At 45.6% G+C, this 22,001-nt stretch carries 22 protein-coding genes; 17 read left to right on the top strand and 5 right to left on the bottom strand.

The annotated features are described in order from the left end of the window. Nucleotides 1-2 precede the first annotated feature (2 nt). From MHB56_RS24760 to MHB56_RS24790, 7 genes are all read left to right on the top strand, one after another. Nucleotides 3-2,297, top strand: a complete 2,295-nt coding sequence (locus MHB56_RS24760; protein ID WP_341144112.1) for a DUF4962 domain-containing protein — start codon at nt 3-5, stop codon at nt 2,295-2,297. Between the two features lie 57 nt (nt 2,298-2,354). Beyond that, a complete protein-coding gene (locus tag MHB56_RS24765; protein ID WP_076130137.1) occupies nt 2,355-3,911 on the top strand; it encodes an extracellular solute-binding protein in 1,557 nt (518 codons plus the stop codon). Nucleotides 3,912-4,072: 161 nt separating this feature from the next. Then, entirely contained in the window at nt 4,073-4,471 is a 399-nt protein-coding gene (locus MHB56_RS24770; protein ID WP_076280946.1) for a hypothetical protein, read from the top strand. Between the two features lie 143 nt (nt 4,472-4,614). Continuing rightward, nucleotides 4,615-5,787, top strand: a complete 1,173-nt coding sequence (locus MHB56_RS24775) for a serine hydrolase domain-containing protein (protein ID WP_076280250.1) — start codon at nt 4,615-4,617, stop codon at nt 5,785-5,787. A gap of 49 nt (nt 5,788-5,836) precedes the next feature. Further along, nucleotides 5,837-6,658, top strand: coding sequence for an ABC transporter permease (locus MHB56_RS24780; RefSeq protein ID WP_076186659.1), 822 nt, complete (start codon nt 5,837-5,839; stop codon nt 6,656-6,658). After that, on the top strand, nt 6,655-7,437 hold the full coding sequence (locus MHB56_RS24785; RefSeq protein ID WP_036689373.1) for an ABC transporter permease: 783 nt from the start codon (nt 6,655-6,657) through the stop codon (nt 7,435-7,437). The genes MHB56_RS24780 and MHB56_RS24785 overlap by 4 nt, the downstream gene beginning before the upstream one ends. A 34-nt stretch (nt 7,438-7,471) precedes the next feature. Next, complete coding sequence (locus tag MHB56_RS24790) at nt 7,472-8,470, top strand: ABC transporter ATP-binding protein (protein WP_248549246.1); 999 nt, start codon at nt 7,472-7,474, stop codon at nt 8,468-8,470. Here the strand turns inward: MHB56_RS24790 and MHB56_RS24795 are convergent. Continuing rightward, on the bottom strand, nt 8,461-9,030 hold the full coding sequence (locus MHB56_RS24795) for a TetR/AcrR family transcriptional regulator (protein WP_076186653.1): 570 nt from the start codon (nt 9,028-9,030) through the stop codon (nt 8,461-8,463). The two genes, MHB56_RS24790 and MHB56_RS24795, sit on opposite strands and share 10 nt — an antisense overlap. A gap of 163 nt (nt 9,031-9,193) precedes the next feature. Here MHB56_RS24795 and MHB56_RS24800 point away from each other — a divergent pair, with 163 nt between their 5' ends. Genes MHB56_RS24800 through MHB56_RS29900 form a run of 3 tightly spaced genes read left to right on the top strand, consistent with a single transcriptional unit; the run spans nt 9,194 to nt 10,999 of the window. Next, the gene (locus MHB56_RS24800; RefSeq protein ID WP_341144113.1) at nt 9,194-10,132 is read left to right on the top strand and encodes a ketopantoate reductase family protein; all 939 of its coding nucleotides are present in this window, start codon (nt 9,194-9,196) and stop codon (nt 10,130-10,132) included. 27 nt (nt 10,133-10,159) lie between these two features. Further along, the gene (locus MHB56_RS24805) at nt 10,160-10,801 is read left to right on the top strand and encodes a histidine phosphatase family protein (protein ID WP_076186647.1); all 642 of its coding nucleotides are present in this window, start codon (nt 10,160-10,162) and stop codon (nt 10,799-10,801) included. A 15-nt stretch (nt 10,802-10,816) separates the two neighbouring features. Continuing rightward, nucleotides 10,817-10,999 (top strand): hypothetical protein, encoded by a 183-nt coding sequence (locus MHB56_RS29900; RefSeq protein ID WP_445667753.1) that lies wholly within the window; start codon nt 10,817-10,819, stop codon nt 10,997-10,999. Between the two features lie 255 nt (nt 11,000-11,254). On the opposite strand, the gene MHB56_RS24815 is transcribed toward MHB56_RS29900, so the two are convergent. Next, a complete protein-coding gene (locus MHB56_RS24815) occupies nt 11,255-11,350 on the bottom strand; it encodes a sporulation protein YjcZ (RefSeq protein ID WP_081383126.1) in 96 nt (31 codons plus the stop codon). A gap of 112 nt (nt 11,351-11,462) precedes the next feature. Beyond that, on the bottom strand, nt 11,463-12,863 hold the full coding sequence (locus tag MHB56_RS24820) for an RsmB/NOP family class I SAM-dependent RNA methyltransferase (protein ID WP_076130146.1): 1,401 nt from the start codon (nt 12,861-12,863) through the stop codon (nt 11,463-11,465). Nucleotides 12,864-13,020: 157 nt separating this feature from the next. Between MHB56_RS24820 and MHB56_RS24825 the strand changes: the two genes are divergently transcribed. Genes MHB56_RS24825 through MHB56_RS24840 form a run of 4 tightly spaced genes read left to right on the top strand, consistent with a single transcriptional unit; the run spans nt 13,021 to nt 18,744 of the window. Then, on the top strand, nt 13,021-14,157 hold the full coding sequence (locus MHB56_RS24825) for a glycosyltransferase family 4 protein (RefSeq protein WP_341144114.1): 1,137 nt from the start codon (nt 13,021-13,023) through the stop codon (nt 14,155-14,157). Nucleotides 14,158-14,163: 6 nt separating this feature from the next. Further along, nucleotides 14,164-15,516 (top strand): metallophosphoesterase family protein, encoded by a 1,353-nt coding sequence (locus MHB56_RS24830; RefSeq protein WP_341144115.1) that lies wholly within the window; start codon nt 14,164-14,166, stop codon nt 15,514-15,516. After that, the gene (locus MHB56_RS24835; RefSeq protein WP_341144116.1) at nt 15,506-17,284 is read left to right on the top strand and encodes an AAA family ATPase; all 1,779 of its coding nucleotides are present in this window, start codon (nt 15,506-15,508) and stop codon (nt 17,282-17,284) included. Before MHB56_RS24830 ends, MHB56_RS24835 begins: the two co-directional genes overlap by 11 nt. Next, a complete protein-coding gene (locus MHB56_RS24840; RefSeq protein WP_341144117.1) occupies nt 17,245-18,744 on the top strand; it encodes an ATP-binding protein in 1,500 nt (499 codons plus the stop codon). Before MHB56_RS24835 ends, MHB56_RS24840 begins: the two co-directional genes overlap by 40 nt. On the opposite strand, the gene MHB56_RS24845 is transcribed toward MHB56_RS24840, so the two are convergent. Then, a complete protein-coding gene (locus tag MHB56_RS24845) occupies nt 18,731-19,852 on the bottom strand; it encodes a YkvI family membrane protein (RefSeq protein WP_076143264.1) in 1,122 nt (373 codons plus the stop codon). The two genes, MHB56_RS24840 and MHB56_RS24845, sit on opposite strands and share 14 nt — an antisense overlap. A 196-nt stretch (nt 19,853-20,048) precedes the next feature. Here MHB56_RS24845 and MHB56_RS24850 point away from each other — a divergent pair, with 196 nt between their 5' ends. From MHB56_RS24850 to MHB56_RS24860, 3 genes are all read left to right on the top strand, one after another. Beyond that, nucleotides 20,049-20,621: a xanthine phosphoribosyltransferase gene (locus MHB56_RS24850; RefSeq protein WP_038569895.1), complete on the top strand. Its 573-nt coding sequence runs from the start codon at nt 20,049-20,051 to the stop codon at nt 20,619-20,621. 101 nt (nt 20,622-20,722) lie between these two features. Then, nucleotides 20,723-21,040 (top strand): hypothetical protein, encoded by a 318-nt coding sequence (locus tag MHB56_RS24855; protein ID WP_036689410.1) that lies wholly within the window; start codon nt 20,723-20,725, stop codon nt 21,038-21,040. A 115-nt stretch (nt 21,041-21,155) separates the two neighbouring features. Next, on the top strand, nt 21,156-21,374 hold the full coding sequence (locus MHB56_RS24860; protein ID WP_076130150.1) for a hypothetical protein: 219 nt from the start codon (nt 21,156-21,158) through the stop codon (nt 21,372-21,374). Between the two features lie 96 nt (nt 21,375-21,470). On the opposite strand, the gene MHB56_RS24865 is transcribed toward MHB56_RS24860, so the two are convergent. Beyond that, nucleotides 21,471-21,917, bottom strand: a complete 447-nt coding sequence (locus MHB56_RS24865; RefSeq protein ID WP_341144118.1) for a hypothetical protein — start codon at nt 21,915-21,917, stop codon at nt 21,471-21,473. Nucleotides 21,918-22,001 lie beyond the last annotated feature (84 nt).

Genomic DNA, 22,001 nt, shown 5'->3' on the forward strand with positions numbered 1-22,001 from the left:
AGATGTTAGAACCTTTATTTCAACCTACCAGCGGCGTACTCGACCTGTCGTATGGGCCAGATGAACATACAGATGTTGGAGAGAATCCTCCGCGGTTTACTTGGATGCCTGCTTGTCTGGAAGAGAGCATGTATGAGCTGCAGATCTCCTCAAAAACTGAATTTGAGTCTGAAGATACGTTGACCTACAGTAGAATTCCCTATAATTTGTTTACCCCGGATAAGCCGTTGGCGCCCGGCTCGTATTATTGGCGATACAGTCTTATCGGGGAGAATGATATCCGTTCCGAGTGGAGTAAAGTAAGAGCTTTTGTGGTGGAGGATGAATTGCCGCTAACGCCACTGCCTTCCCGTACAGAACGATATTCAGCTGTTTCCGCCAACCATCCGCGGCTTTGGCTTCAAGCGGAGCAACTTCCGTTTTACCGGGAAGTTGTCCGCCAAGACCCGATTTCAACTGGCTGGGAAGACTTCCTGAAGCATTCCGTTCTACCCTGGACAAAGCGCGAGCTTATTCCCGAGCCTGCACCGTATCCAGATAATAAGCGTGTCGCCACACTATGGCGGCAGATGTATATGGACTGCCAGGAAGTCTTCTATGCTATCCGGCATCTTGCTATAGCTGGAGTTGTGTTGGAGGACGAGGCGCTTATCGCCAAAGCTAAAGAGTGGCTGCTTCATGCTGCAAGCTGGAACACAGATGGTACCACCAGCCGGGATTACAACGATGAATGCTCCTTTCGCATAGCCGGAGCGTTGGCATGGGGCTATGATTGGCTTCACGGCTCTCTGACGGAAGAAGAGCGCCTTAAGGTAAGGCAGGCGCTACTGCGAAGAACCGGGCAGATCGCATTCCATGTCATCGAACGTTCCCGCATCCATCAAGTTCCTTATGACAGCCATGCGATCCGCTCTTTATCCTCTGTACTCGTACCCTGTTGTATTTCCATGTTGGGTGAGGAGGAGAAGGCGCAGGAATGGCTTGATTATACGCTGGAGTACTTCTCCGCCATGTATACCCCATGGGGTGGCAAAGATGGCGGGTGGGCAGAAGGTCCGATGTATTGGACCACTCAGATGGCATTCGTTACGGAGGCGCTCAATCTAATTCGCAAATACATGGCAATCAATTTCTATGACCGTCCTTTCTTTCGCAAAACAGGTGACTTTCCGCTCTATTGCTTCAGTCCGGATACCATGAGGGCCAGCTTCGGCGATCAATCGTCACTGGGAGATCCGGTCAATCTCAAGACGGGCTTCAATATCCGCCAATTCGCCGGTTTAACCGGAAATGGCCAGTACCAATGGTATTTTGAGCAAACTAAGGAACTGAACCCTGACACCCAGATGATCTTCTATAACTACGGCTGGTGGGATTTCCGGTTCGATGAGATGGTTTATCGCACAGATTATCCGCAGATTTCTTCAGAGCCACCGGTGGCTGCAGAACCTTTGAAGTGGTTTCAGGATGTGGGATGGGTGGCCATGCATCATCGGATGGAGGATCCGCAGGAACATATCATGCTGTTGACCAAGAGCAGCCGTTACGGCTCTGTGAGCCATAGCCATGGGGATCAAAACGCCTTCCTGCTGCATGCCTTCGGCGAGCCCTTGGCTATTGAAAGCGGCTATTACGTTGCATTCAACAGTACGATGCATATGCAGTGGCGCAGGCAGACCCGCTCCAAGAACGCAATTCTTATTGACGGCAAAGGCCAATATGCTGGCACGGACAAGTCGAAGAACATGGCAGCCTACGGCAAGGTGTTGAAGGCGTATAGTACGCCCGGAATCAACTACACGCAAATGGATGCCACCGAAGCCTACCGCGAGAATGTACCCTATATCAAGCGGTATGTGCGGGAAATATTTTTCTTTGATAGCGCTTACTTCGTTATCACAGACAGTGTCGAGCTGGAACGTCCGGGAAAATTGGATTGGCTGTTTCATACGCTGTATCCCATGAAGCTGAAGGATCAATCTTTTAAAGTACATGGTAAAAAAGCTCAGATGGAGGGCAGATTTGTCTATAGTTCCTCGGGAGAAATGGCACTCAGTCAAAGCAATCAATTTACAGATGTAGATCCGAAAGAATGGGAAGGGCTGCCCGAGCATTGGCATTTGACTGCCTCTACCCAAGAGGCTGTAAGCCATCGGATCGTCACTCTTCTGATTCCCCAAAAAGCAGGAAGCCGGGATTACGTATCGTACTTTATGGACGATCAGGACCATGGGGTTCATGTCTACTTTACGAATCAGGGAATTACCCACCGTGTTGAGATCCCAAAAGCTTATTAGTCTTAAGATATCTTCATTTTACGTATACACCCCATTGTACAAGGAGAGGGTTATATTATGAAAAAATGGATTGGCATCTGTCTGGCTATCGTAATGGGTGCTACCGTTATTGCAGGTTGCTCGAACAAGGACAAAGAAGAGACTGCCGGAGGCGCGTCAAATACGCCGCAGAAAACTGAATTCTCGATCTCGATGCGGACGCTGGCTTTTAACTACGTTGAGAAATCACCCGACTTGAATAAGGACAAATGGGTGAAAAAGCTGGAGGAGATGACAAACACAGACTTGGATATTGTGTTGGTTCCTCATAAAGAGTTCGAGCAGAAAATGGTGCAGATGTTCGCTACTAATGATATACCGGATGTCGTTCAAGGTTCGGGCGGCGTAAATGGCAAGGAGATGGCTGGTTCTGTTGAAGCTGGTGTGTTCATGCCCTTGGATGATCTGCTGCAGCAAAACGGCCAGAACCTTTTGAAAGTAATCCCAAAGGAAGCTTGGGAGAACGTCACCTATCAAGGGAAAATTTATGCAATACCGGAGTTTCTGTCCAATCCCTCCCGCCGGGCGACTTGGATTCGCAAGGACCTGCTGGATCAAACCGGCTTGCAGGTTCCAAAAACGGTCGATGAGTACTTGACTGTGTTGCGTGCCTTCAAAAAGCTGGGGATAGAGAACCCGTACATGGGCCGCCAAGACTTCAAATATGCGGATGCTTTCTTTGGCGCTTATGATGTTTTTCCGTATCTGACTATGTTCGAGGAAGTAAACGGCCAGGTTCAGCCGAAGTTTATGGATAGCGAAAATATGATGAAGGCGTTACAAACCTACAACACCATGTATACAGAGGGTTTGATCAACAAGGAATTTGCCACCATTAACCCGACCAACTACAAAAATGCGATTCTCTCAGGCAAAGCGGGCATGTGGACGATGAATGCCAACGAGCTTCTGCAGTGGGAGCAGCAACTGAAGGCTACGACGCCATCCGCCAAGCTGGAGATTATTCCTTCGCCAGTGGGACCTGATGGAAAAGGAGGCTCCTACTTGTACGGCTCCGCCACGCGCACCTATTTTATTAAGGAAGGTACGAAGAATGCTGCGGATATTGTGAAATTTTTTGACTGGATGCTGAGCGAAGAGGCAGAAACCTTCTTTACCTTTGGGATTAAGGACGAAACCTATAAGGAAGAGAACGGCAAAATCGTATACACTTCTCCTGCGGATTCCGCCGCTATAGATGAGGAGCGCTACCGCCAGTCATTCCTCTGGATGGTGCAGGATACTACTTATAATAAGGGTGTCCTTAACATGACAGAAGAAGGTAGAAGCTTGATCAATGTATACGATACTATTCTGGCTAACGAAGGCCGTGACGGAATTCAGTTCGACCCGCGGCTAGATGCCTTGGTGAAGAATCCAGACATTGCACCTAACTCGGACACGGCTCCTCCGGTACTGCTGACGCACATGGTAAAGATGGTATATGGCAAGGAACCTATCAGCGACTGGCCGAAGGTTGTGGAAGAGTGGCTTTCTAAGGGCGGTAACGATGTCATCAAGGAAGCTACGGAAAAATATAACAACAAAGCTGGCGTCACCATGCCTCGCAGATAGACTTATCCTACAGGGGAGTTGGAATTCAATTAAGGGCTGCCGAGAGGTAGCCTTTTTAGTTAGGGCCAGTTTACTTTAATATAATATCCAAAGTATGGATTATATGGTAAGTTAAATGGAGACATTCTAATGAACTATATAAAAAGAAATGGAGTGATTTCATGAAGATGCGGAATTCAAAACTTTTATATTATCTTGTCTGGATCATAGTGGGGGCGCTCTTATTACATTATGGAAACTCGCTAATTAGTCATTACACTGAAGAGGCACAAAAGAACTATCAATTAGAAAATACTGTATGGATCACGGCTATTATCCCGTTTGTCTATGGAATCTATCTGGCATTATTAGAAGGATTACCTAAAGCTTTTGTTGTTAATTGGCTTCTGTTGTTTATTGTGTTTCTTCCAAGTTTTCTTCTGCTTATGTATCCAACTTTAGTAATGTATTTTAACATTTCGAATATCGAGATCTACAAATTTGCAAGCATACATGATGGAATAGTATTTGGTCTGGTTAGTGGAATGGCACTAGTTAAATCTCTAACGACAAACCGTTAACGAGATTACAGCATTGCTGTTACAGAATTATTGGAGCAGTATAAAATAGTTATATGTAAAATCACCCTTTCAATTATTTGGGTTTTATTGCAAGATATTTATGCATCATGTATTTTATTGAATAATAAGGGGGAGTGCGAATAATGTTATCATCCACAGAGCTTAGCAAGCTGAACGAAGTGAATTACAGGGAGGACCGTTTAGAGGTAGTTAATCATTTTTATGAGGATCTCTGTGATAAAAAAGTAGTCGATGGTTATATTTATTCTCTTAGTCGTTACGGGAAAATCTTTGCTAGTGCTGCCGGAGGTCGTTTCAGTTACGAAGAAGAAAGCACCCAGGAAATGAAAACGGATACAATTTTTCGTGTTGCTTCAATTACGAAGCTATTTACGGCGACAGCGATTTGGCAGCTTGCGGATGATGGTAAGATTTTTATGGGGCAGCCTGTGAGTTCTATTCTTCCAGAGTTTGATGCCGATCCTTTTAAGCCGATTACCATTGCACATTTACTGACTCATACCTCTGGCATCGCTCCCGATCCTGGCACTATAAGTGATACTTACTATAAAAGTGCATGGTGGTATATTTTTGAATCAGAGCTTGGAAAAGAAAACTGGATTAAAGCCGGTCTATCTAAAGGGATTCATTTTCCGGTAGGGACTCAATGGATGTATTCATCGTTTGGATACGCGATCTTGGGTGCAATTATCGAGAAAATAACGGGTGTTTTTGCAGAAAAATACATAATGGACCACATTGTAAAACCGTTAGGCATGAAAGATACCTTCTTTGATATACCAGCAGAAAAAGCTGGTAGGATCGCCATTCGTTCGGAAAGGGCTAAGGAATATCTTCAGAAGCTGCAAAACGGGGAAATTACGGACGCGGGACATAGGTCTGAGGAAGAAATCAACGTTCCCGAAACTGGTGGTGGTTTATATTCCACAGTTGCTGATCTGCAAAAGTTCGGAATTATGCTGCTTAATCAAGGGGAATACGAAGGGGGTCATATCTTAAGCCGTATGGCGGTACAAAGAATGACCAAGCGGTTTAATTCTGAGAAAATCCCAAACTATGCATGGGGAGATGCAGGAGCGGATCGACCATACGGACTTGGACCAGACCTTCGCTATAATGTGAGTACTTCTTACTCTGAAGGCACTTTTTTTCACGAAGGGGCTGGGGCCTGTGCCTTATTCGTTGACCCGGTTGAAAAGCTGATTGCCGTTTGGTATCTTCCTTTTCACAAAGGGGTATGGGACGGTAGAGCGGTATTTGGCACCCACAATGTGATCTGGTCCGGACTCGAATAAGAAAAAGACTTTTTTTATGTGATATCTATAGATAGGCAGGATGTGACTTATGTTTGAGATGATAAAGCACCGCTTTCGTATTATGAGGGCGGTTGCTTTTGTTACTTATAAGGAATGGAGTGCGTACAGGACGCATTCGATGGTTTCTATTTTTGTTGGCCCAGTGTACTTTTTAGTGCAGTATTATATATGGAGTGCTGTTTATAGCGGGGAATCTTACATCAACGGGATGTCTCTCTCCCAAATGCTTTCCTATTTTTGTGCTACGATGTTGATCAACTATTTGACGATGGATTTTGCCGATTGGAATTTACAAATGCTTATTCGCACCGGGAAATTCATTACGTTTTCGTTAAGACCGCTAAATCATATGTTCTTCGCTTTGTCTCAGAAGGCAGGGCATAGGGTACTTGGGCTTTTATTTGAATTTTTACCCTGCTTTATGATCTTTTTCTTTATTTTTCATATTGATGTCTTACCCGCAAATTTACTATACGCGATTCTTTCGATAGCTATGGCGTTTATGATGAATTTTTTCATTCATTATAGTATTGGAATGGTCGCCTTTTGGATGGTGCAATCCTCTAGTATTCGTAATTTTTTTAATCTTTGCGAAGGGATATTTTCAGGATCGCTGATTCCATTAGTATTTTTCCCAAAATCCTTACAAATGGCGTCCTTTTTCTTACCCTTTCAATACACGGCCTTTCTTCCCGCAATGGTCTATACAGGTAGCTATACTTTAGCGGATATAACCTTACCTATTCCTCAAGTGTTATTGCTGCAGCTCATAGCGGTAATTATTGCCGGAGTTATCTGCCGGGTGCTGTATGCGGTGTCGCTTAAGCATTTTACGGGGGTGGGCGCATGAAACGTATGTATCAAATATATAAAACCTGCATGAAGGCGAATATTGCTTCTGCTATCACTTATCGTGTTAATTTTATTCTTAATAGTCTTATCATGCTCATAGGGAATGTGCTGTTTCCTCTAGTAACGGTATTCATTTATAATTCGAATGCTTCATTTGCAGGTTGGACCTTTAAAGAGGCGCTGTTGATTCAATCCGTTTTTATTCTGTCTACGGCTTGTGCCGGGATTTTTTTTAACGGAATTATGTGGAATACGATGTCTCATGTTGTAGAAGGGACTTTGGAAGTGGTATTAATTAAACCGACCTCGAGCCTTTTTCTGCTGTTGGCCAGATCTTTTGAGTTCGAAAGTATCGGGCTTTTAGGCGGAGGAGTAATCATGTTCGTATACGCACTTAGCGGAATCGATGGGATGACCATCGGCTCTTGGTTATTGTTCCTGTTGTTGTTTGGCGCAGGGCTGCTTGTTATGTTCGGCGTGGCGCTTATTGTGGCAGCGATTTCCTTCAAATGGGTAGCGAATTCCCGCTTGCCGGAGATGTTTGAGAGCATTAAGTCTTTTGGACGTTATCCAGGGACGATTTTTCCTAAAGCAGTCGTAGCCGTGAGTTCTTTTCTGTTTCCGGTCTCCATGATTGCTTACTTTCCAGCTTCTACACTGATTGGCCGATGGGAACCCTATTTTTTTATAGCGATTATCCCTTGTGTGTTATTTGCTGCCTTCGGAATTTGGCTCTATACATACATGCTTCGCAGTTACAAAAGCGCTGGAGGATAAAAGATTAGTTTAGCTCTAAGAAGGAGAATTTCACTTGGACATTATTACCGTCAAGAACTTAACCAAGCAATATGAAACCTATCACCGTGGACAAGATGCAAAAAGCGTATTTAAAAGTCTGTTTCACCGTGAAAAATCGATCATTACCTCTGTAGAAGATCTTTCGTTCAGTGTTGGAAAAGGAGAAATCATTGGGATTCTGGGTCCAAACGGTGCGGGGAAATCTACGACTATTAAAATGCTGACAGGCGTTCTCTATCCTACATCGGGCGAAATAAATGTTCTAGGGTACAACCCTCATAAGCAGAAAAATCAATATGTAAAACAAATCGGGGTATTGTTCGGACAGAAATCGCAGTTAATATGGGACATTCCCCCATTGGATAGCTTTTATATGAACAAGGAAATCTATGATATTCCTACGAACGACTTTCGTACAAGACTAGACCGATTTGTAAACATGTTTGAGATTGGCGATATTATCACTAAACCCACACGAACCCTTTCCCTGGGAGAACGAATGAAATGCGAGTTTATTATGGCGATGCTTCATTCACCACCTGTGGTTTTTTTGGATGAGCCGACGATCGGGCTGGATGTGATAGCTAAACAAAGAATCAGAGAATTCATTAAGCAAATGAATCAGGAAGGCACCACATTTATTCTGACAACACATGATTTGGAAGATGTAGAGCGTTTGGTTCAAAGAGTACTTATAATTCATCAAGGGAAAAAAGTATATGACGACAAGTTCTCTGAACTTCGACTGCATCTGGGCGCCAAAAAAGTAGTCAGGCTTTCAGCCGCCACAACTATTGGAGATATTGATCTGCCTGGAACTTTGATATCGGAAAGAATATCGGATTACGAAGTGGAGCTGCTGATCGATACCGAGCAATGTAAAATGGGTGAGTTTCTGCATATTCTTAGCGAAAAGGTAGAGATCCTTGATATATCTATTAAGGAGATTCCCATTGAAAAAATCATCAGCTCCATTTATGAGATGGATACGGGAGAGCATATTCAAGCTTGAGAACGGATCATCTGCAGATTTAGATCGAGCATGGACCATAACTTTTCAGTGATCTCTTTTGCAGAGCAAGGATTACTATGAGTAAACCACCATTCAATCACTCCGACAGTCGCCGAACTCAAAAATTGCACAGATATATCTTTACTCAGCTCATCCAGGTTAAAATTGTTTTCTAAAAATTGTACCTTAATCTGCTCATTTATCATTTCTTGTAATTGGTTTCTAAAGGAGAGTAAAGCTTTGTTTCTTAATAAAGTCTTATAAAAGAGAGCATTCTCCTCCAATTGTTCCAGCGTGCGGAGCAATGACGCCTTCGAGGGATTAGGTTCGGTTTCATCCTCCACTGCGGAGCAGCTTTCGATTAGTTGCCGGAGCTGAGCCTCCAGACATTTATCCATCAGATCGTATTTATCCGCATAATGGGAATAAATCGTTCCGCGGTTTACATCAGCGCGCTCTGCGATTTCGTTGATCGTTATTTTTTCAAAATCTTTTTCAGCCATCAGTTGAATTAATGCATTCATGATGGCTGTTTGGTTTTTTTTAATTCTTCTGTCCATGGTAAGACTCCCTTTTTATTAAACAATGTATTGTATTCTGTTGAAAAATCAACAAACCTGATCAAACTAACGATTGAACCCTACCGGAGATGTGATAATCTGATTTTATCGAACAGTTGATCAAAATTCAACAAATGTCTAAAAAGGGATAGAGGAGTTAAATATGAGAGTTTTAGTTTTTGGAGCGGGAGTATTAGGCAGCTATCTTACACATGTTCTAGTGCGTGGGGGAAATGATGTCACCATGCTTGCCAGAGGAAAGCGAGCAGAGCAATTGACGAAAGACGGACTTGTGCTTCGCCATTATTTTCAAATTAAAAACACTGTGGATACAGTAAAGGTCATCTCTACGCTTCGATCCGATGATCTCTATGATCTTATTTTTGTTGTTATGAAATATAATGATTTTCCATCTGTGTTACCTATTCTAGCTGAGAATCAGAGTCAGAATATAATTCTTGTGGGGAACAATGGCGATGCTCCTGGCATGCAAAAGGATCTACAGGAAATGAGCAATGTGAGGAAAAATATACTCTTCGGATTTCAGCTTAGTGCAGGAATTCGGGAAACGAGCGGTCGTGTTATCAAAATACACGCAGGAGGGCAAATGGTACTTGGCAGTTTAGACGGTGAGATCTCAATAAAACACTTACTGGAAAAAGCGTTTGAGAACGCTAAGTATAAGCTAACTTATCATGAGGATATGGATGCTTGGCTCAAAAGTCATATCGTGCCTATAGTGGCTTTGAACTCCCTTAGTTATCTGCATGACGAGGATTTGAAAAAGGTATCCAAAGATAAGAAGCTATTAAAACAAGCCATTTCAGTAATGGACGAGGGGTTTCAAATCATGGAGCAATTAGGTTATACTGTCACTCCAGCAGGGCAAGTTAACTTTGTTCGAAAGCACAAGCAGGCTGTATATTATGGTCTGACAATAATTCATAAATTACCGTTTATGAAATTAGTGGACGGTTCTTTCAGTGAAATAGCAGCTTTGTTTGATTCATTTGATATTTTGAAGCAACAAGCAAACATTGCAACGCCCAATTGGGATCAACTTAAAAAACAAGCGTTTTCGAAGTTTAATGCAAATGTATAACAATCTTGTTCAGGAGGTATACAATCGATGGCTATATATTTTATAAGGCATGGAATAGATGAAGAAGGTTTTCGTGGGGGTTGGAGTCAACGTGGACTTGTAGTAGAGGGATATAGACAAGCCGAACGTCTTGGATATTATCTTAAGGAAAATCAATCTAGCTTTAACATAACCCGTATTCTTTGTAGTGATTTGCAACGTGCGTTAGATACAGCAAATGAGATCGCCAGAGAGCTTAATTTGCCTGTTGAAAGCAGCCAGGATTGGAGAGAAACGAACAATGGTGTAATCGCTGGAATGCCCCATGAAATCGCAAATGAACGATACCCGGGTCTTTATTTCTCGGCTTTAAGAATGGATGAGAGATTTCCAGGAGGAGAAAGTCCTCAGGAATTTTTTACGCGAATAAGTTCAAGTTTCTCAAAACTATGTAATGAACTGGAGAGTACTGATCCAAATGAAAATGTAATTATGGTCACTCATGGTGGCGTAATTAATGTTATATACCATATTTTAAAAGGGCTAACGTGGACGAATAAGAATGCTCATTTCCCGACTTCATATACTAGTATTCATAAAATAGAGTATCAAGCAGATAAGTGGGCAGTTACAGCAGAAAATCTTATGGAACATATATCAAGGGATCCGGCTGCTGGTATGGCCAATTGATTGGGAGGTATAAATATGGGTTTATTGAATGCGCTGATTGAGCAAGCCAAGAATCCTAGAGGGTTCGTAGGAAATATCATGATCAAAATCATGAATCAGGCACATACCAGCATCACCGTTCAACGATGGATTTTTGGGGACGATCACAGCGATTCAGACGCATTATTTCTGGCCGAACCTCGAACACGATATAAGTGAAGCATTTAGGGTGCTGATAGCAGGCGGTACATTTGTTATTATTTCTGAGATCTATAAAATCAATTATCATATGAAGCAATTTACTAAGAACGAAGAGATGGAGCAGTTATTACGGAAATCGGGCTTTCAAACGGTAAATATTCACGAGAATAACAAATGGAGATGTTATGTCGGAAAGAAATAAAGCGGCCGCACCGCCCCAAAAAAGGACGACACAGCCGCTTCGTTTCACCAGCTAATTAAGCCGGGAAGGTTTTAAACAAACAACGAACGGGAAATGATGACCAGCAAGATGAAAAGTACCAAAATCGCTCCGGTCGAAGTGAAAGCTCCTCCTTGAAATTCACCCATGATTTATTCCTCCTCAACTTATGTCTTCTTCTCAATTGCTGTGACTGGTGTCGCAGCTTTCTGAGATAATGACATCATATGCCGAAGAGGGCCTGTTGTACTGGTCTATGGCCTATTGCTCGTCAATATGGGCTTTTAGGATACGTAATCCTTTAGGAAGATGATTTTTAAGCTGGCCTAAACTCGCCTTGCCCCAACTAATTGGCAAACCATCTAAAGTTACAAGTGTCCATCCATGTAATTCGCTGGGGACAGGCAGGCTTTCACCGCGGAGCCAAGCATGTATTTCCGGGCCCTCACTGCTGAGATCAAAGCTTCGTGATGCTTGTAGGGGCTGAAGTGCCATAGCTAATGCATGAGCAGGTTCAATCCGATTTTTCTTCAAATGGGCAATATGTAGTCCAGCTCGTGGAATACGCAGTCCGTCCAGCAGCCCGGCATGGAGGTTGCCATTGAAGGATTCTGGCAGCAAATAAAGAGATTCGCCGAAGAGCAGGGGTACACCTTGGCATGAAAGACCAGGCAGTTCTACCGCAGCCCAGTCTTGAAAAAGCTGGTAGGCATCACGTACAGAAGAATTAGTTTTTGGGTTGTTTTTGCTTCGGCGTTTTTTGGCGTTGCGGTTGGCATCGTCATTCACGGATACAGTGTCAATTTGCTTACGCAGGAGTGCAACAAAGTGACCTTCGCCCTTTTCTAAATGCGGCCAAAGGCGTTTGCAGGTGAGTAGTTCCATATCGGGGTAACTAGCCGTCAATCGAGCAATGGTTTCTTCATTCTCTTGACGGTTAAAGGTGCAGGTAGAGTAAGCTAAAGTACCCCCTGGTTTAAGCATAATGTAGGCGTCTTGCAGGATATCCCATTGTCTCGCTGCGCACATAACTACATGAGCAGGAGACCATTCTTGAATGGCTTTTGGATCTTTTCGGAACATGCCTTCTCCAGAACAAGGAGCATCCAGCATAATTCGGTCAAAAGCTTGCGGAAAACGCGCAGATAGCTGTTCTGGTGTTGCACAGGTTACGAGGGTATTCTTAATGCCCAGACGTTCAACGTTCTCTGCTAGAATTTTTGCGCGTTCCGGATGGATTTCATTAGAGATTAAGAGGCCTTGTCCCTGCATTAAACCAGCGATATGCGTAGTTTTACCTCCAGGGGCTGCTGCAAGATCGAGGACGGTTTCACCGGGTTCAGGTGCCAGCAGTTCAGCTGCGGACATTGCGGAAGGCTCCTGAATATAATATAGTCCAGCGGCATGGTAAGGATGTCTGCCTGGTCGAGCGGGCTCATCATAATAAAACCCGCCCTGGCACCATGGGATAGGCTTCAAATTAAATTGTGAGACTGTACGGTCCACCGCAACTTGGCCTATGGCTGAGGTGCTTTTTAGCGGATTAAAGCGCAGTCCTTGAGTTCGTGGTGCTGAATAACTTTCTAGAAAAGCATCTGCCTCTTGCCCCAGCATTTCTTTAATAGATGCGGTGTAAGAGGCAGGCAGCTGTTCTTCCTTCATAGCTCATTCTCCTTTTTCTTAGTTGCTGTTTCATGTTTATACCGATAAAATCAAGGTATGGGGAACGTAATCGTACCTGAAATTCTACATATATTCAACTATATCATAATTGCCAAGTCTTACAGTACACAGGGCAATTGTAAAGGGGATGTACCATATGAATTTGCTGCAAGCGCTCTTCTTCCCGCCGGAGCAACCCGGTGGTGTATCATCTATGATCCCTTATCTTCAGGAAAGATTCCGTTCAAGCCGTTGGGAGATGGATTTGTTTTGGCTGCCTAAGCGGATTCGCAATAAGGGGCATGAGGAAGTAATATTCGAGACGTTTGATTGGACGCAGTATGGAGAAAGTCCGATCGTTCAGAAATATATTCAGACCTATCGTGATTATTTATGGTGGACGAAACTGCGGATGAGTAAGCCCTATGATCTAATTCATTCTCATCATCCGATTGCTGGCTTAGCGATGAAAAAAGTGTTCCCTGATACTCCGTTAATTCATACTCTGCATTCCAGTTACGAGCGGGAATTGATTCTAAATGGAGCGATTTCAGAGGATGGCTTGGAGCATCGTTTTCTAGTTTCACTTTATCGTGAACTTGAGCATGTTAGTGATCGATTAATGACGGTGTCGCGATCTTTTGCAGATTATGTGTCCCCTTATATTATTGATCCTTCTAATATAGGTGTTATTCCGAATGGTTTTGATGAAAAAAGATTTAAGCCTGTTCCGCATGATAACGCTATTCCGCAGCTAGTGACCGTGACACGTCTGGTTCCGGCTAAAGGAATAGATATATTACTCAAAGCTTGCGCGGAGCTTAAAAATCGCGGCCATGAGTATGTACTGCATATTATTGGCGACGGTCCTTCACGTGCGGATCTGGAAAAGATGGCCCAACATTTAGGGATCTATAATGAAACGATCTTTTACGGATATACGCTGCACCCTGAAGAATTCATGCCATTCTTTGATATTTTCGTATTGCCCTCTCGGGCGGAGGCGTTCGGTTCAGTGTTTGCGGAAGCGGCACTTAGCTGCCTGGCTTTAGTGGGGACAAATGTGGGCGGAATACCGGAGCAGATTGAAGATGGTGTGAATGGTTTATTGGTCAGTCCTGACGATGAGATTGCTCTTGCTGATGCATTAGAGAAGGTGATATCTGATCCGGCTTATCGTTATGAGCTTTCACGTTCCGCATGGGATAAAGCCAAAAGCCTATATTCGTTGACAAGAGTTGCTAATGAACTAAAAAAAACCTATTTACAGTATCCCTCAGGAACGAAAGGGTGAACAGCTATGATTCCATTTCGCTTTCTGCATACTGCTGATTTACATCTGGATAGCCGTTTTGCCGGGCTGGCGCATATTTCGCCAGCCATTCGTGCTTATTTACGTGAGTCTACCTTTGCCGCCCTCGGGCGGCTTGTCCGCGTTGCGATCCAAGAGAACGTTGATTTTATTGTCATTAGTGGAGATGTGTATGATGTTTCAGATGCATCATTACAGGGACAGCTGCGATTTCAGGAAGCGCTCAAAGAACTCGGTGAGCATGGGATTAACGTGTTCCTGATTCATGGCAACCACGATCCGCTTGACGGACTGCGTCTGACAACGGAAATGCCTAAGCATGTTACCGTATTTGGCGGAGAGAAGCCAGAACACGCTACAGCTTACCGCCGTATAGATGGCCAAGAAGTTGCCAGCGTTAGTGGAATTTCTTACCCAACGGCGAAAGTTTCAAACAACACGGCTGTAACCTTTTCTCGTAAACCTAGCAGCCGCCTGTTTCATATTGCGATGCTGCATGGCAATGTAGACGGTGATTTGCTGCATGAGACCTATTCTCCTTGCAGTCGCAGGGACCTTATCGAACGGGGGTTTGATTATTGGGCGCTTGGACATATTCATAAACGTAGTGTACTGCATGAGAAGCCTGTGATTGTGTATCCAGGCAATATACAAGGGCGCAGCATTAAGGAAACCGGAGCTAAAGGTTGTTATATTGTGGATGTAGATGAGGCTGGAAGATCCACTCTGCAATTTCATGAACTGGATTTCGTTCGCTGGCAGGTTAGAGACTTATCTATAGAAGGATTAAGCAATGAAGCTGAATGGATACAGAAAGTGGAGCAGGTTATTGAAGACATCCGCGCGGAGCTCCCGGAGCTCATGTCGGTGGTCAGATTTCGTCTGATTGGGCGAGGGGACGTACATAAAGTATTGGCTGAAAAAGGGGCAGCAGAGGATTTGCTGTCTGAACTCCAGCGCCGTGAGGCGATTAGGGCTGAGCGTAAAGATTATAAAGGGCTTGTCTGGACAGAGGGGTTCGCTATAGAGTCCGGTTTGGCTATTGATCGCCAACGCTTATTGGAAGAGGATAGTTTTCTTGGAGAAATGCTGCGCATTGCAGAGCATACGGAACATTCCCCGGAAGCGCTCGAAGAACTATTAAATAGTGCGCTTAAACCGCTATTGGAGAATCAGGAGCTGCGAAAGCTGTTGTCTATGACTAGTCAAGAAGAGAAGTTGAGCTGGCTACGTGGTTCAGCAGAGCAGGGAATCACGATGCTTGGCGGGATGGATGATACTGTTGAAGCGGCGGAAAGTCTTTCGTATCAACAATCCGGAGGGCAAAACGATGAGAATTGAACATTTGCATATCAATGGCTTCGGGCGTCTTCACAATCGAGAGATTCATTTAACGCAGGGAGTGACCGTACTTTATGGGCGTAATGAAGCAGGAAAAAGTACGACACTGCAATTCATACGCTCTATGCTGTTTGGAATTCCAAGCCGTGGAAATCCCTTGGAAAGGTATGAACCTATGCAAGGCGGATTGCATGGGGGAACCTTGAAGATACGTGACAGTAATGAAGGTTTGTGGACCATTCGCCGTTTTGCTTCAGGTGCTGAGGGATCAGGAAGAAATGAAAAGCTGAACATTACAGTAAATCATCCAAATGAAACGACTCAAGAGCTGGGACAAGCTGAAATGGAACGATATTTACTTGGGGGGATCTCTAGGAGTATGTTCCAGCAATTGTTCGCAGTTTCACTGGACGAGCTGCAGGAGCTTGCTGCCCTTCAATCTGAGGAGATGAGCAGCTTTCTTTTTCATGCAGGTATGGGCGGTGGCGGTGCAATCATGCGTGCGGAACGCCGTTTGGTGCAGGAAGCTGAGAAGCTGTACAAACCTCGTGGCAAGCTGCAAGAAGCAGCAAAAGTTGTGCAAGCCATTGAAAAGCTTGAGCGACAAATGGTTGAGAGCCGTTCTTATCTTCCGCGATATAACGATAATATAGTAGCATTGAGGGTAACGGAGTCGGAGCTAGATGAATTGGAGCAACAGCGCAAGCTCACTGGAGAGCAGCTAGTGATGTTTCGAAAAGCACAGGAAGTCCGTGAGCTGTGGTTAAAGTGGAGCGAGGCTCAGCTAGAGCTGCAAGGATTGCCATTGATTTCAGCCTTTCCTGAAGAAGGGGCAACTCGCTTTCAGGCGGTTGAAGGAGAAATTCGTAATGCACAGGGATCAGTAGTACGTTATGAACGTCTTCTAAGCGAGCTTACTATTGAACTGGCAAAGAACCCTCCAGAAGAAGTATTAGCAGCGCAGGGGCCTGTTTTAGAGCGGCTGGACCGGCATCGGAGCAGTTACGAGAACCGTAGAACGGAAAGACAGCGGCTTGAGGGAGAATTAACGGCGCTGAATGAGCATTTGCGGCGAATTCTGCGCGGCATTGATGTGAGCTGGGGCCCTGCAGAGCTGACTTCGTTCTCTGGGACAGCGGCGGATCGTGAAGCTGCACGGAAGTTTGCGGCGGCGTTCGCTAGTTATGACCGCAGCATGGAGGCGGAGGGTGCAACGCGGCAGTCGTTGCGATCCCGTTTGGCCGCTGCCTCAGCGTCGCTCCAAGCAGCAGAACGGGCGCTGGCGCGTGAGCACGCTACCGGCGCGGAAGCTTTTGCGCAGCTGGCTCCGCGCAGCGCCCGTGAAGTGCTGCAGCTGTGGGACGAGCTGCAGCAGGCGGCCGAACGCTGGCGCGAAGCGCAGCTCAGCGAAGGGCCAGCGCGCGGCGCCGGAAGTGACGGCCTTGGCGCGAAGCGCATGGCCGCGCTCTACCGGCGCCTGCTGTGGGCTGGGGCAGCACTAACCGTGCTGCTGCCCGCAGCGCTGTGGCTGACCGGTGCTCCGCCGGCCAGCGCCGTGCTTGCGATCGGCCTGCTGGGCGCGGCCGATCTGGGCCGCTGGGCTGGCTTGCGCGGAGCGCGCCGGCTGGAAGCGTCCCCGCCAGAGCATGGCGGGGACGTCAGCGCAGCCGCAGCCGAGATGCTGCGGCTGCGGGGCAGCTGCTCTCCGGAGCGGAGCCGGAGAGCGTTGTGCCGGGGCGGCGGACGGCCGCCCGGGGTCCAGCCCTGACGCAGGCGGGCTGGAGCGCCTCCATGAGGGAGCTTCGCAGGCTCATGGAGGCTTGGTCAGCTTGGCGGCAGCGCATCGAACGCTATGCCGCCGAGCGTGATGCCTGCCGCACGGAGCTGGAGACGCTGGCAGGTCAAGAGAAGCTGCTCGCTGAAGAAATGCACCGGGCGGAGGCGGCATTCACGGAAACGGCTGAGCAATATGAAGAATGGCTTTGCCAACGCAGGTTGCCTGAAGGATTATCTCCTGAAGGGCTGCCGGATATTTTTGCTATGGTTGAACAAGGGAATGAGCTGCTGCGCCAAGAGAATAAACTCTCCTTACGATTGAAGGAGCTGGAAGCAGAATGTAACGTGTTTGAGGAGGAGCTGCTCGCTCTTATTTATGAGTCGGGTGCTGATCTTGGCGACGAGTCTGGTGTAGCGGCAGCTGGCTTTGAAATAGATCCGCAAGAGGGGAAACGAATATCTGCATTAACCTTACTAAGCTGGCTGGAACTGCGAAAAAGAGCATGGGATGATCTGAAAAAGGACTTGATTCGCCGGGAAACTATGCAGTCAAGATTGCAGGATGTGGATGAAGAACTCAAGGAGAGCCACAGGATATTAGGTGAGCTGAGAGAACAGCGTGAGCTTCTGATACAGGAAGGCGGGGCGACTGGTGGAGAGGATTTCTTACGCAGGTCAGCAGCTGTGCAGCGGCGCAGTGATCTGAATAAATTGATTCGCCAGTGGGAGCTTGCTATGTTCGGTGGTTGGGAGGAGGAGCGGGTTGCTGCTCTGCTGGAATTATTAAATCATCATGATGTGGAAGCATTGCAGCTGGAGCGGTCATCGGCTGAAGAATTGATGGAACGGCAGGAAGAGGGTTGGAACACCCTGCTGGAGCAACGAGGCAAGCTGCTTCAGGAAAGGGAGTATTTGAAGGAGCGCTGCGTGGAGGATTCCGTTATTCAGCAACTGGAAGAGCAGAGAGCAGCCTTGCGGATCGTGGCTGATAAATATGCAGTGGCAGCGATAACTGCCGAACTAATCGGGCGAACTCGCCGTGTGTATGAGCAGGAGAAGCAGCCACAGGTATTACTGCTTGCCTCAGATTATTTCTCCAAGCTGACGGAAGGGGAATATAAAAGGGTTGTTATGACACTAGGGCATAAAGAGCTGAAAGCTGAACACAAGGACGGGGGACTGCTGGACAGTGGACTGCTCAGCCGAGGGACGGCAGAACAGCTGTATCTTGCCATCCGGCTGGCATTGGCAGAGACCATGTCACGGCAAGTATCGCTGCCGGTGTTATTCGATGATCTCTTCGTTAACTTTGATGAGTCTCGTCTTCATGCTGCGCTTGGACTTCTTGGAGAACTGTCGATCTCCCGCCAGATTGTGATGATGACCTGTCACAAGCATGTGGCGGAAGCGGCAGCACGTATGATTCCTACAGCAGCGGTTATTTCCGTGTAGTTCGGGTGATTGGTTTTACAGATACGAGACTGTTCCCCTTCTCCTTTGAGTTCGATGAAGTATTAATACCTGGTGGAGAGGACCATGGTGTTCGTAGCAGTTTGACAGCCCAGACCAGTGATAAACCTCCGAAGATTGGGTAGAACACGGAGAGCAGTGAACTAAAGCCGAACTGGCTCAGTAAATAGCAGACCAACATCAGAAGAGGTGTGATTAGTGCAGTTGATAGGGGAAGCCGTTGCTTAAGCTGTACAGCTACTCCATAAATATCGGCGACAAAAGTGCTGAAGATCTCCAAAAAGATCAGCAGCAGATATATAGTTTGCACTACAGTACCCAACCGGACGGCGATGCTGCCCATCGGAATTTCAAACTTGAGAATCCCTGGCATCTGTGAGCTCATTGCGAAATGTGCGGCAATCAACATAAAACCAATCCCGGTACCCCCAATAATACCGCCCCATACAAGGGATTTTTCTTCCTCTGTGTGACGAGCCATAGGGACTAAAACAGCTTGTGCCATCCCTAAATTAAAGGCGGTGTAGAGCAGCGGTGACATCCATGCCCCAAAGAGAGAGCGATCGTTATCAAGGAACAGGAACCGTCCAGCTCCCGGAATTTGAAAAGTATTAAAAATAATGATAAGTGACAGAGTAAGCATTAAAGGAACAACAATACTGTTCATTTGCAGAATACCGGAAATCCCTCGTTTTAGCAGAAAGTATGAACCAAGCAATGTGATAAGTAGTCCAGTCTGATAATGAAGTCCGAGATGCTCCTGAAAAATAGCGCCGGCCCCTGCAAGCATAATACTGTTTACTCCGATCAGGACGACCATCGTGAACAAACTGATGGTGCTTCCGACCTGTTCGCCGAAGAGGTGACGGTTAAAGTCCTCATAGGATTCCGCTTCTATTCGCCGAGCAATGACCATCATTTTTGTACCCAGCCATATGAACAATATAGTTGAGAGCAGGATGGTCAGGACTGCCCAGTGCCCGTAACGTGTGAAAAATTTTAATATTTCCTGCCCGGTGGCGAATCCGGCTCCTACAATGGTGCCAATATAAGTGAAAGCGATCTGTAATGTTCGGACATGTGATTTCATGGCTCCCCTCCTAATAGTTTTACGAAGCTAAAGAAAAATCATAACGAGTGCTATGCAGGATAACCTTGTGTACTCTGTATAGTACAGGTTATGATGAGGATCAGTAGGACATGACTTCCGTCGTAATTGCTTTATGATCAGTGATTAATTTGTACGGAATGTCTGCGATTATAAAGGGTATTGGAGGTTCAAAGTCATGGAAGTGTTGAAACAGCGGATTTTGGAAGAAGGTGTCGTCGTTTCGGATGAGGTGCTGAAGCTGGATGCACTGCTAAATCATCAGGTTGATCCACAGCTTACGATGGAAATGGGACGGGAGTTTGCCGGGAGGTTTGCGGACTCAGGAATTACACGTATTGTGACCGTAGAATCCTCGGGCATTGCCGTGGCATTTGCCACCGCGTATGAATTAAAGGTGCCGCTAGTTTTTGCACGCCGCAAAAAAACACTGTTAGCTGATCCGGATGCGCTTTGCGAAAGAGTTCCGTCTTTTACAAAAGGTATCGTTACCGATATTATGTTGTCTCGCCAGTTCATCTCTCCAGAGGATAAAATCCTCTTTATTGATGATATTATTGCCAATGGTGATGCAGCGCGTGGCTTGATTAAGATCATTCAACGTTCTGGCGCTGAGCTAGTTGGTCTTGGTGTTGTAGTAGAAAAAAGCTTTCAGGCAGGGGCTCGGACGATCAGAGAGCAAGGCATTCGTCTGGAGTCACTCGTAAGAATTACCTCTCTAAATGGAGGCACCATCGAATTTGGGGAATAACCTAATTGGCAATAAGAACAGGCCTATTTTTTAAACAACTGCTTTTCACCCTATGGATTTTCCTTTATAATAAAAATTAGACATAGGGAGGAGGCGTCACAATGGGGAAAGAACCGGTGACTGAACAATTTTTTATTGATAAATTAACCGAGGCCAAGGATCATTTCGAGCGTGCGCTGGATTGCAAACACACGGAATTCGACGATCTGTATCCCTATATGATTGAACATCCTCAGTTTTTTTGGTACAAACGCTATGTAGCCTGGTCAGAGCTTCTGACAATCAAAGGTTTATGCGAAGAGTTATCCTTCCCGTGGAGGGAGAAATTCACAACTAACCAAGTGGAGTATCTGGAGCAACGTGTGATGTCCGCTAAAGTTCTTGACTTCTGGTTTGAGAAGAATGAAGCGCTGATATAAGAATGCTTTAGTAGACATGCAAGTCGTTAATTGCCTACATGAGACCCAGATGATTTATCATTTGGGTCTTTTTTCTGAGACTAAATAGGACAAGCTATGACAGGAGGGATTAATGATGATTAGCGATGAGCAATTGGATGCCTATCGGATTTCCGGTGAGAAAATTCGTGTAGTGCGTGATGGCTTGGAAAGTAACGATGTAAAAGGGATAGTTCTTGCTTGGGATGATTTTCAGGTGATGATACGTCGTCAGAATAGACGAGTAGTGAAGCTGGATCGCAATTATATATTCCAGCCATTTAGCGAACCAAGACAAGATCCGGATAATATATAATTTTTACAGTAATAATATCCGCAGTAATAATCTTCATAATACAAAACAGCTCCTCGCCCTACTGGGCGGGAGCTATTTCTGTAATGTCATTTGGGACTATATAGTTAGAGCAAGTTCAGACGCATTCTCTTCTCTGGAGAGTATGGAGAGTTCTGTGGACAGTCCAAGATACGCGCGCATGCGCAGCATCATTTCTCTACGGAAGCCTGGCCATAATATATTCATCTCTCCTTGAAATCCTCTGCAGGAATATAAGGCTTCGACTCCTCGCTGATCTTGGCGAACGGTAGTAATCTTCAAATCATGGGAGCTCAGCTCGCGCGTAACCTCTTGAAGCATTAGTGATGTCTTCTTAGTGGCACCAGATACGAGCTCCATATATAGCTGAGGGGTCTTAAACAGGCCGCTTCTACTGATTACACGGCAGTCACGTTCGAAAACTTTATGAATAAACGTTAGCAGCAAATAGCTTCTGACCAAGGACAGTTCTTCTTTAGTTACTTCTTCATCAATAATGGATGTGTTTAGCTTTATAGTCGCCATTATAAATCACCTCATTTATATTATGCGAACTTTTGTTCTCATTATACCTTATATTCGGCAACAAAAGCAATAATTATCCATAAA

Source organism: Paenibacillus sp. FSL H8-0315, from assembly GCF_038005365.1.
GTDB classification, from domain to species: Bacteria; Bacillota; Bacilli; order Paenibacillales; family Paenibacillaceae; genus Paenibacillus_AQ; species Paenibacillus_AQ odorifer.

Excerpts from the sequence above, each read along its gene's own strand:
- MHB56_RS24865 (WP_341144118.1), bottom strand. The coding sequence starts at position 21,917 with ATGGCGACTATAAAGCTAAACACATCCATTATTGATGAAGAAGTAACT.
- MHB56_RS24820 (WP_076130146.1), bottom strand. The coding sequence starts at position 12,863 with ATGAAGGAAGAACAGCTGCCTGCCTCTTACACCGCATCTATTAAAGAA.
- MHB56_RS24835 (WP_341144116.1), top strand. The coding sequence starts at position 15,506 with ATGAGAATTGAACATTTGCATATCAATGGCTTCGGGCGTCTTCACAAT.
- MHB56_RS29900 (WP_445667753.1), top strand. The coding sequence starts at position 10,817 with ATGGGTTTATTGAATGCGCTGATTGAGCAAGCCAAGAATCCTAGAGGG.
- MHB56_RS24815 (WP_081383126.1), bottom strand. The coding sequence starts at position 11,350 with ATGGGTGAATTTCAAGGAGGAGCTTTCACTTCGACCGGAGCGATTTTG.
- MHB56_RS24805 (WP_076186647.1), top strand. The coding sequence starts at position 10,160 with ATGGCTATATATTTTATAAGGCATGGAATAGATGAAGAAGGTTTTCGT.
- MHB56_RS24780 (WP_076186659.1), top strand. The coding sequence starts at position 5,837 with ATGTTTGAGATGATAAAGCACCGCTTTCGTATTATGAGGGCGGTTGCT.
- MHB56_RS24785 (WP_036689373.1), top strand. The coding sequence starts at position 6,655 with ATGAAACGTATGTATCAAATATATAAAACCTGCATGAAGGCGAATATT.
- MHB56_RS24770 (WP_076280946.1), top strand. The coding sequence starts at position 4,073 with ATGAAGATGCGGAATTCAAAACTTTTATATTATCTTGTCTGGATCATA.
- MHB56_RS24765 (WP_076130137.1), top strand. The coding sequence starts at position 2,355 with ATGAAAAAATGGATTGGCATCTGTCTGGCTATCGTAATGGGTGCTACC.
- MHB56_RS24855 (WP_036689410.1), top strand. The coding sequence starts at position 20,723 with ATGGGGAAAGAACCGGTGACTGAACAATTTTTTATTGATAAATTAACC.
- MHB56_RS24775 (WP_076280250.1), top strand. The coding sequence starts at position 4,615 with ATGTTATCATCCACAGAGCTTAGCAAGCTGAACGAAGTGAATTACAGG.
- MHB56_RS24845 (WP_076143264.1), bottom strand. The coding sequence starts at position 19,852 with ATGAAATCACATGTCCGAACATTACAGATCGCTTTCACTTATATTGGC.
- MHB56_RS24850 (WP_038569895.1), top strand. The coding sequence starts at position 20,049 with ATGGAAGTGTTGAAACAGCGGATTTTGGAAGAAGGTGTCGTCGTTTCG.
- MHB56_RS24800 (WP_341144113.1), top strand. The coding sequence starts at position 9,194 with ATGAGAGTTTTAGTTTTTGGAGCGGGAGTATTAGGCAGCTATCTTACA.
- MHB56_RS24760 (WP_341144112.1), top strand. The coding sequence starts at position 3 with ATGTTAGAACCTTTATTTCAACCTACCAGCGGCGTACTCGACCTGTCG.
- MHB56_RS24825 (WP_341144114.1), top strand. The coding sequence starts at position 13,021 with ATGAATTTGCTGCAAGCGCTCTTCTTCCCGCCGGAGCAACCCGGTGGT.
- MHB56_RS24830 (WP_341144115.1), top strand. The coding sequence starts at position 14,164 with ATGATTCCATTTCGCTTTCTGCATACTGCTGATTTACATCTGGATAGC.
- MHB56_RS24795 (WP_076186653.1), bottom strand. The coding sequence starts at position 9,030 with ATGGACAGAAGAATTAAAAAAAACCAAACAGCCATCATGAATGCATTA.
- MHB56_RS24860 (WP_076130150.1), top strand. The coding sequence starts at position 21,156 with ATGATTAGCGATGAGCAATTGGATGCCTATCGGATTTCCGGTGAGAAA.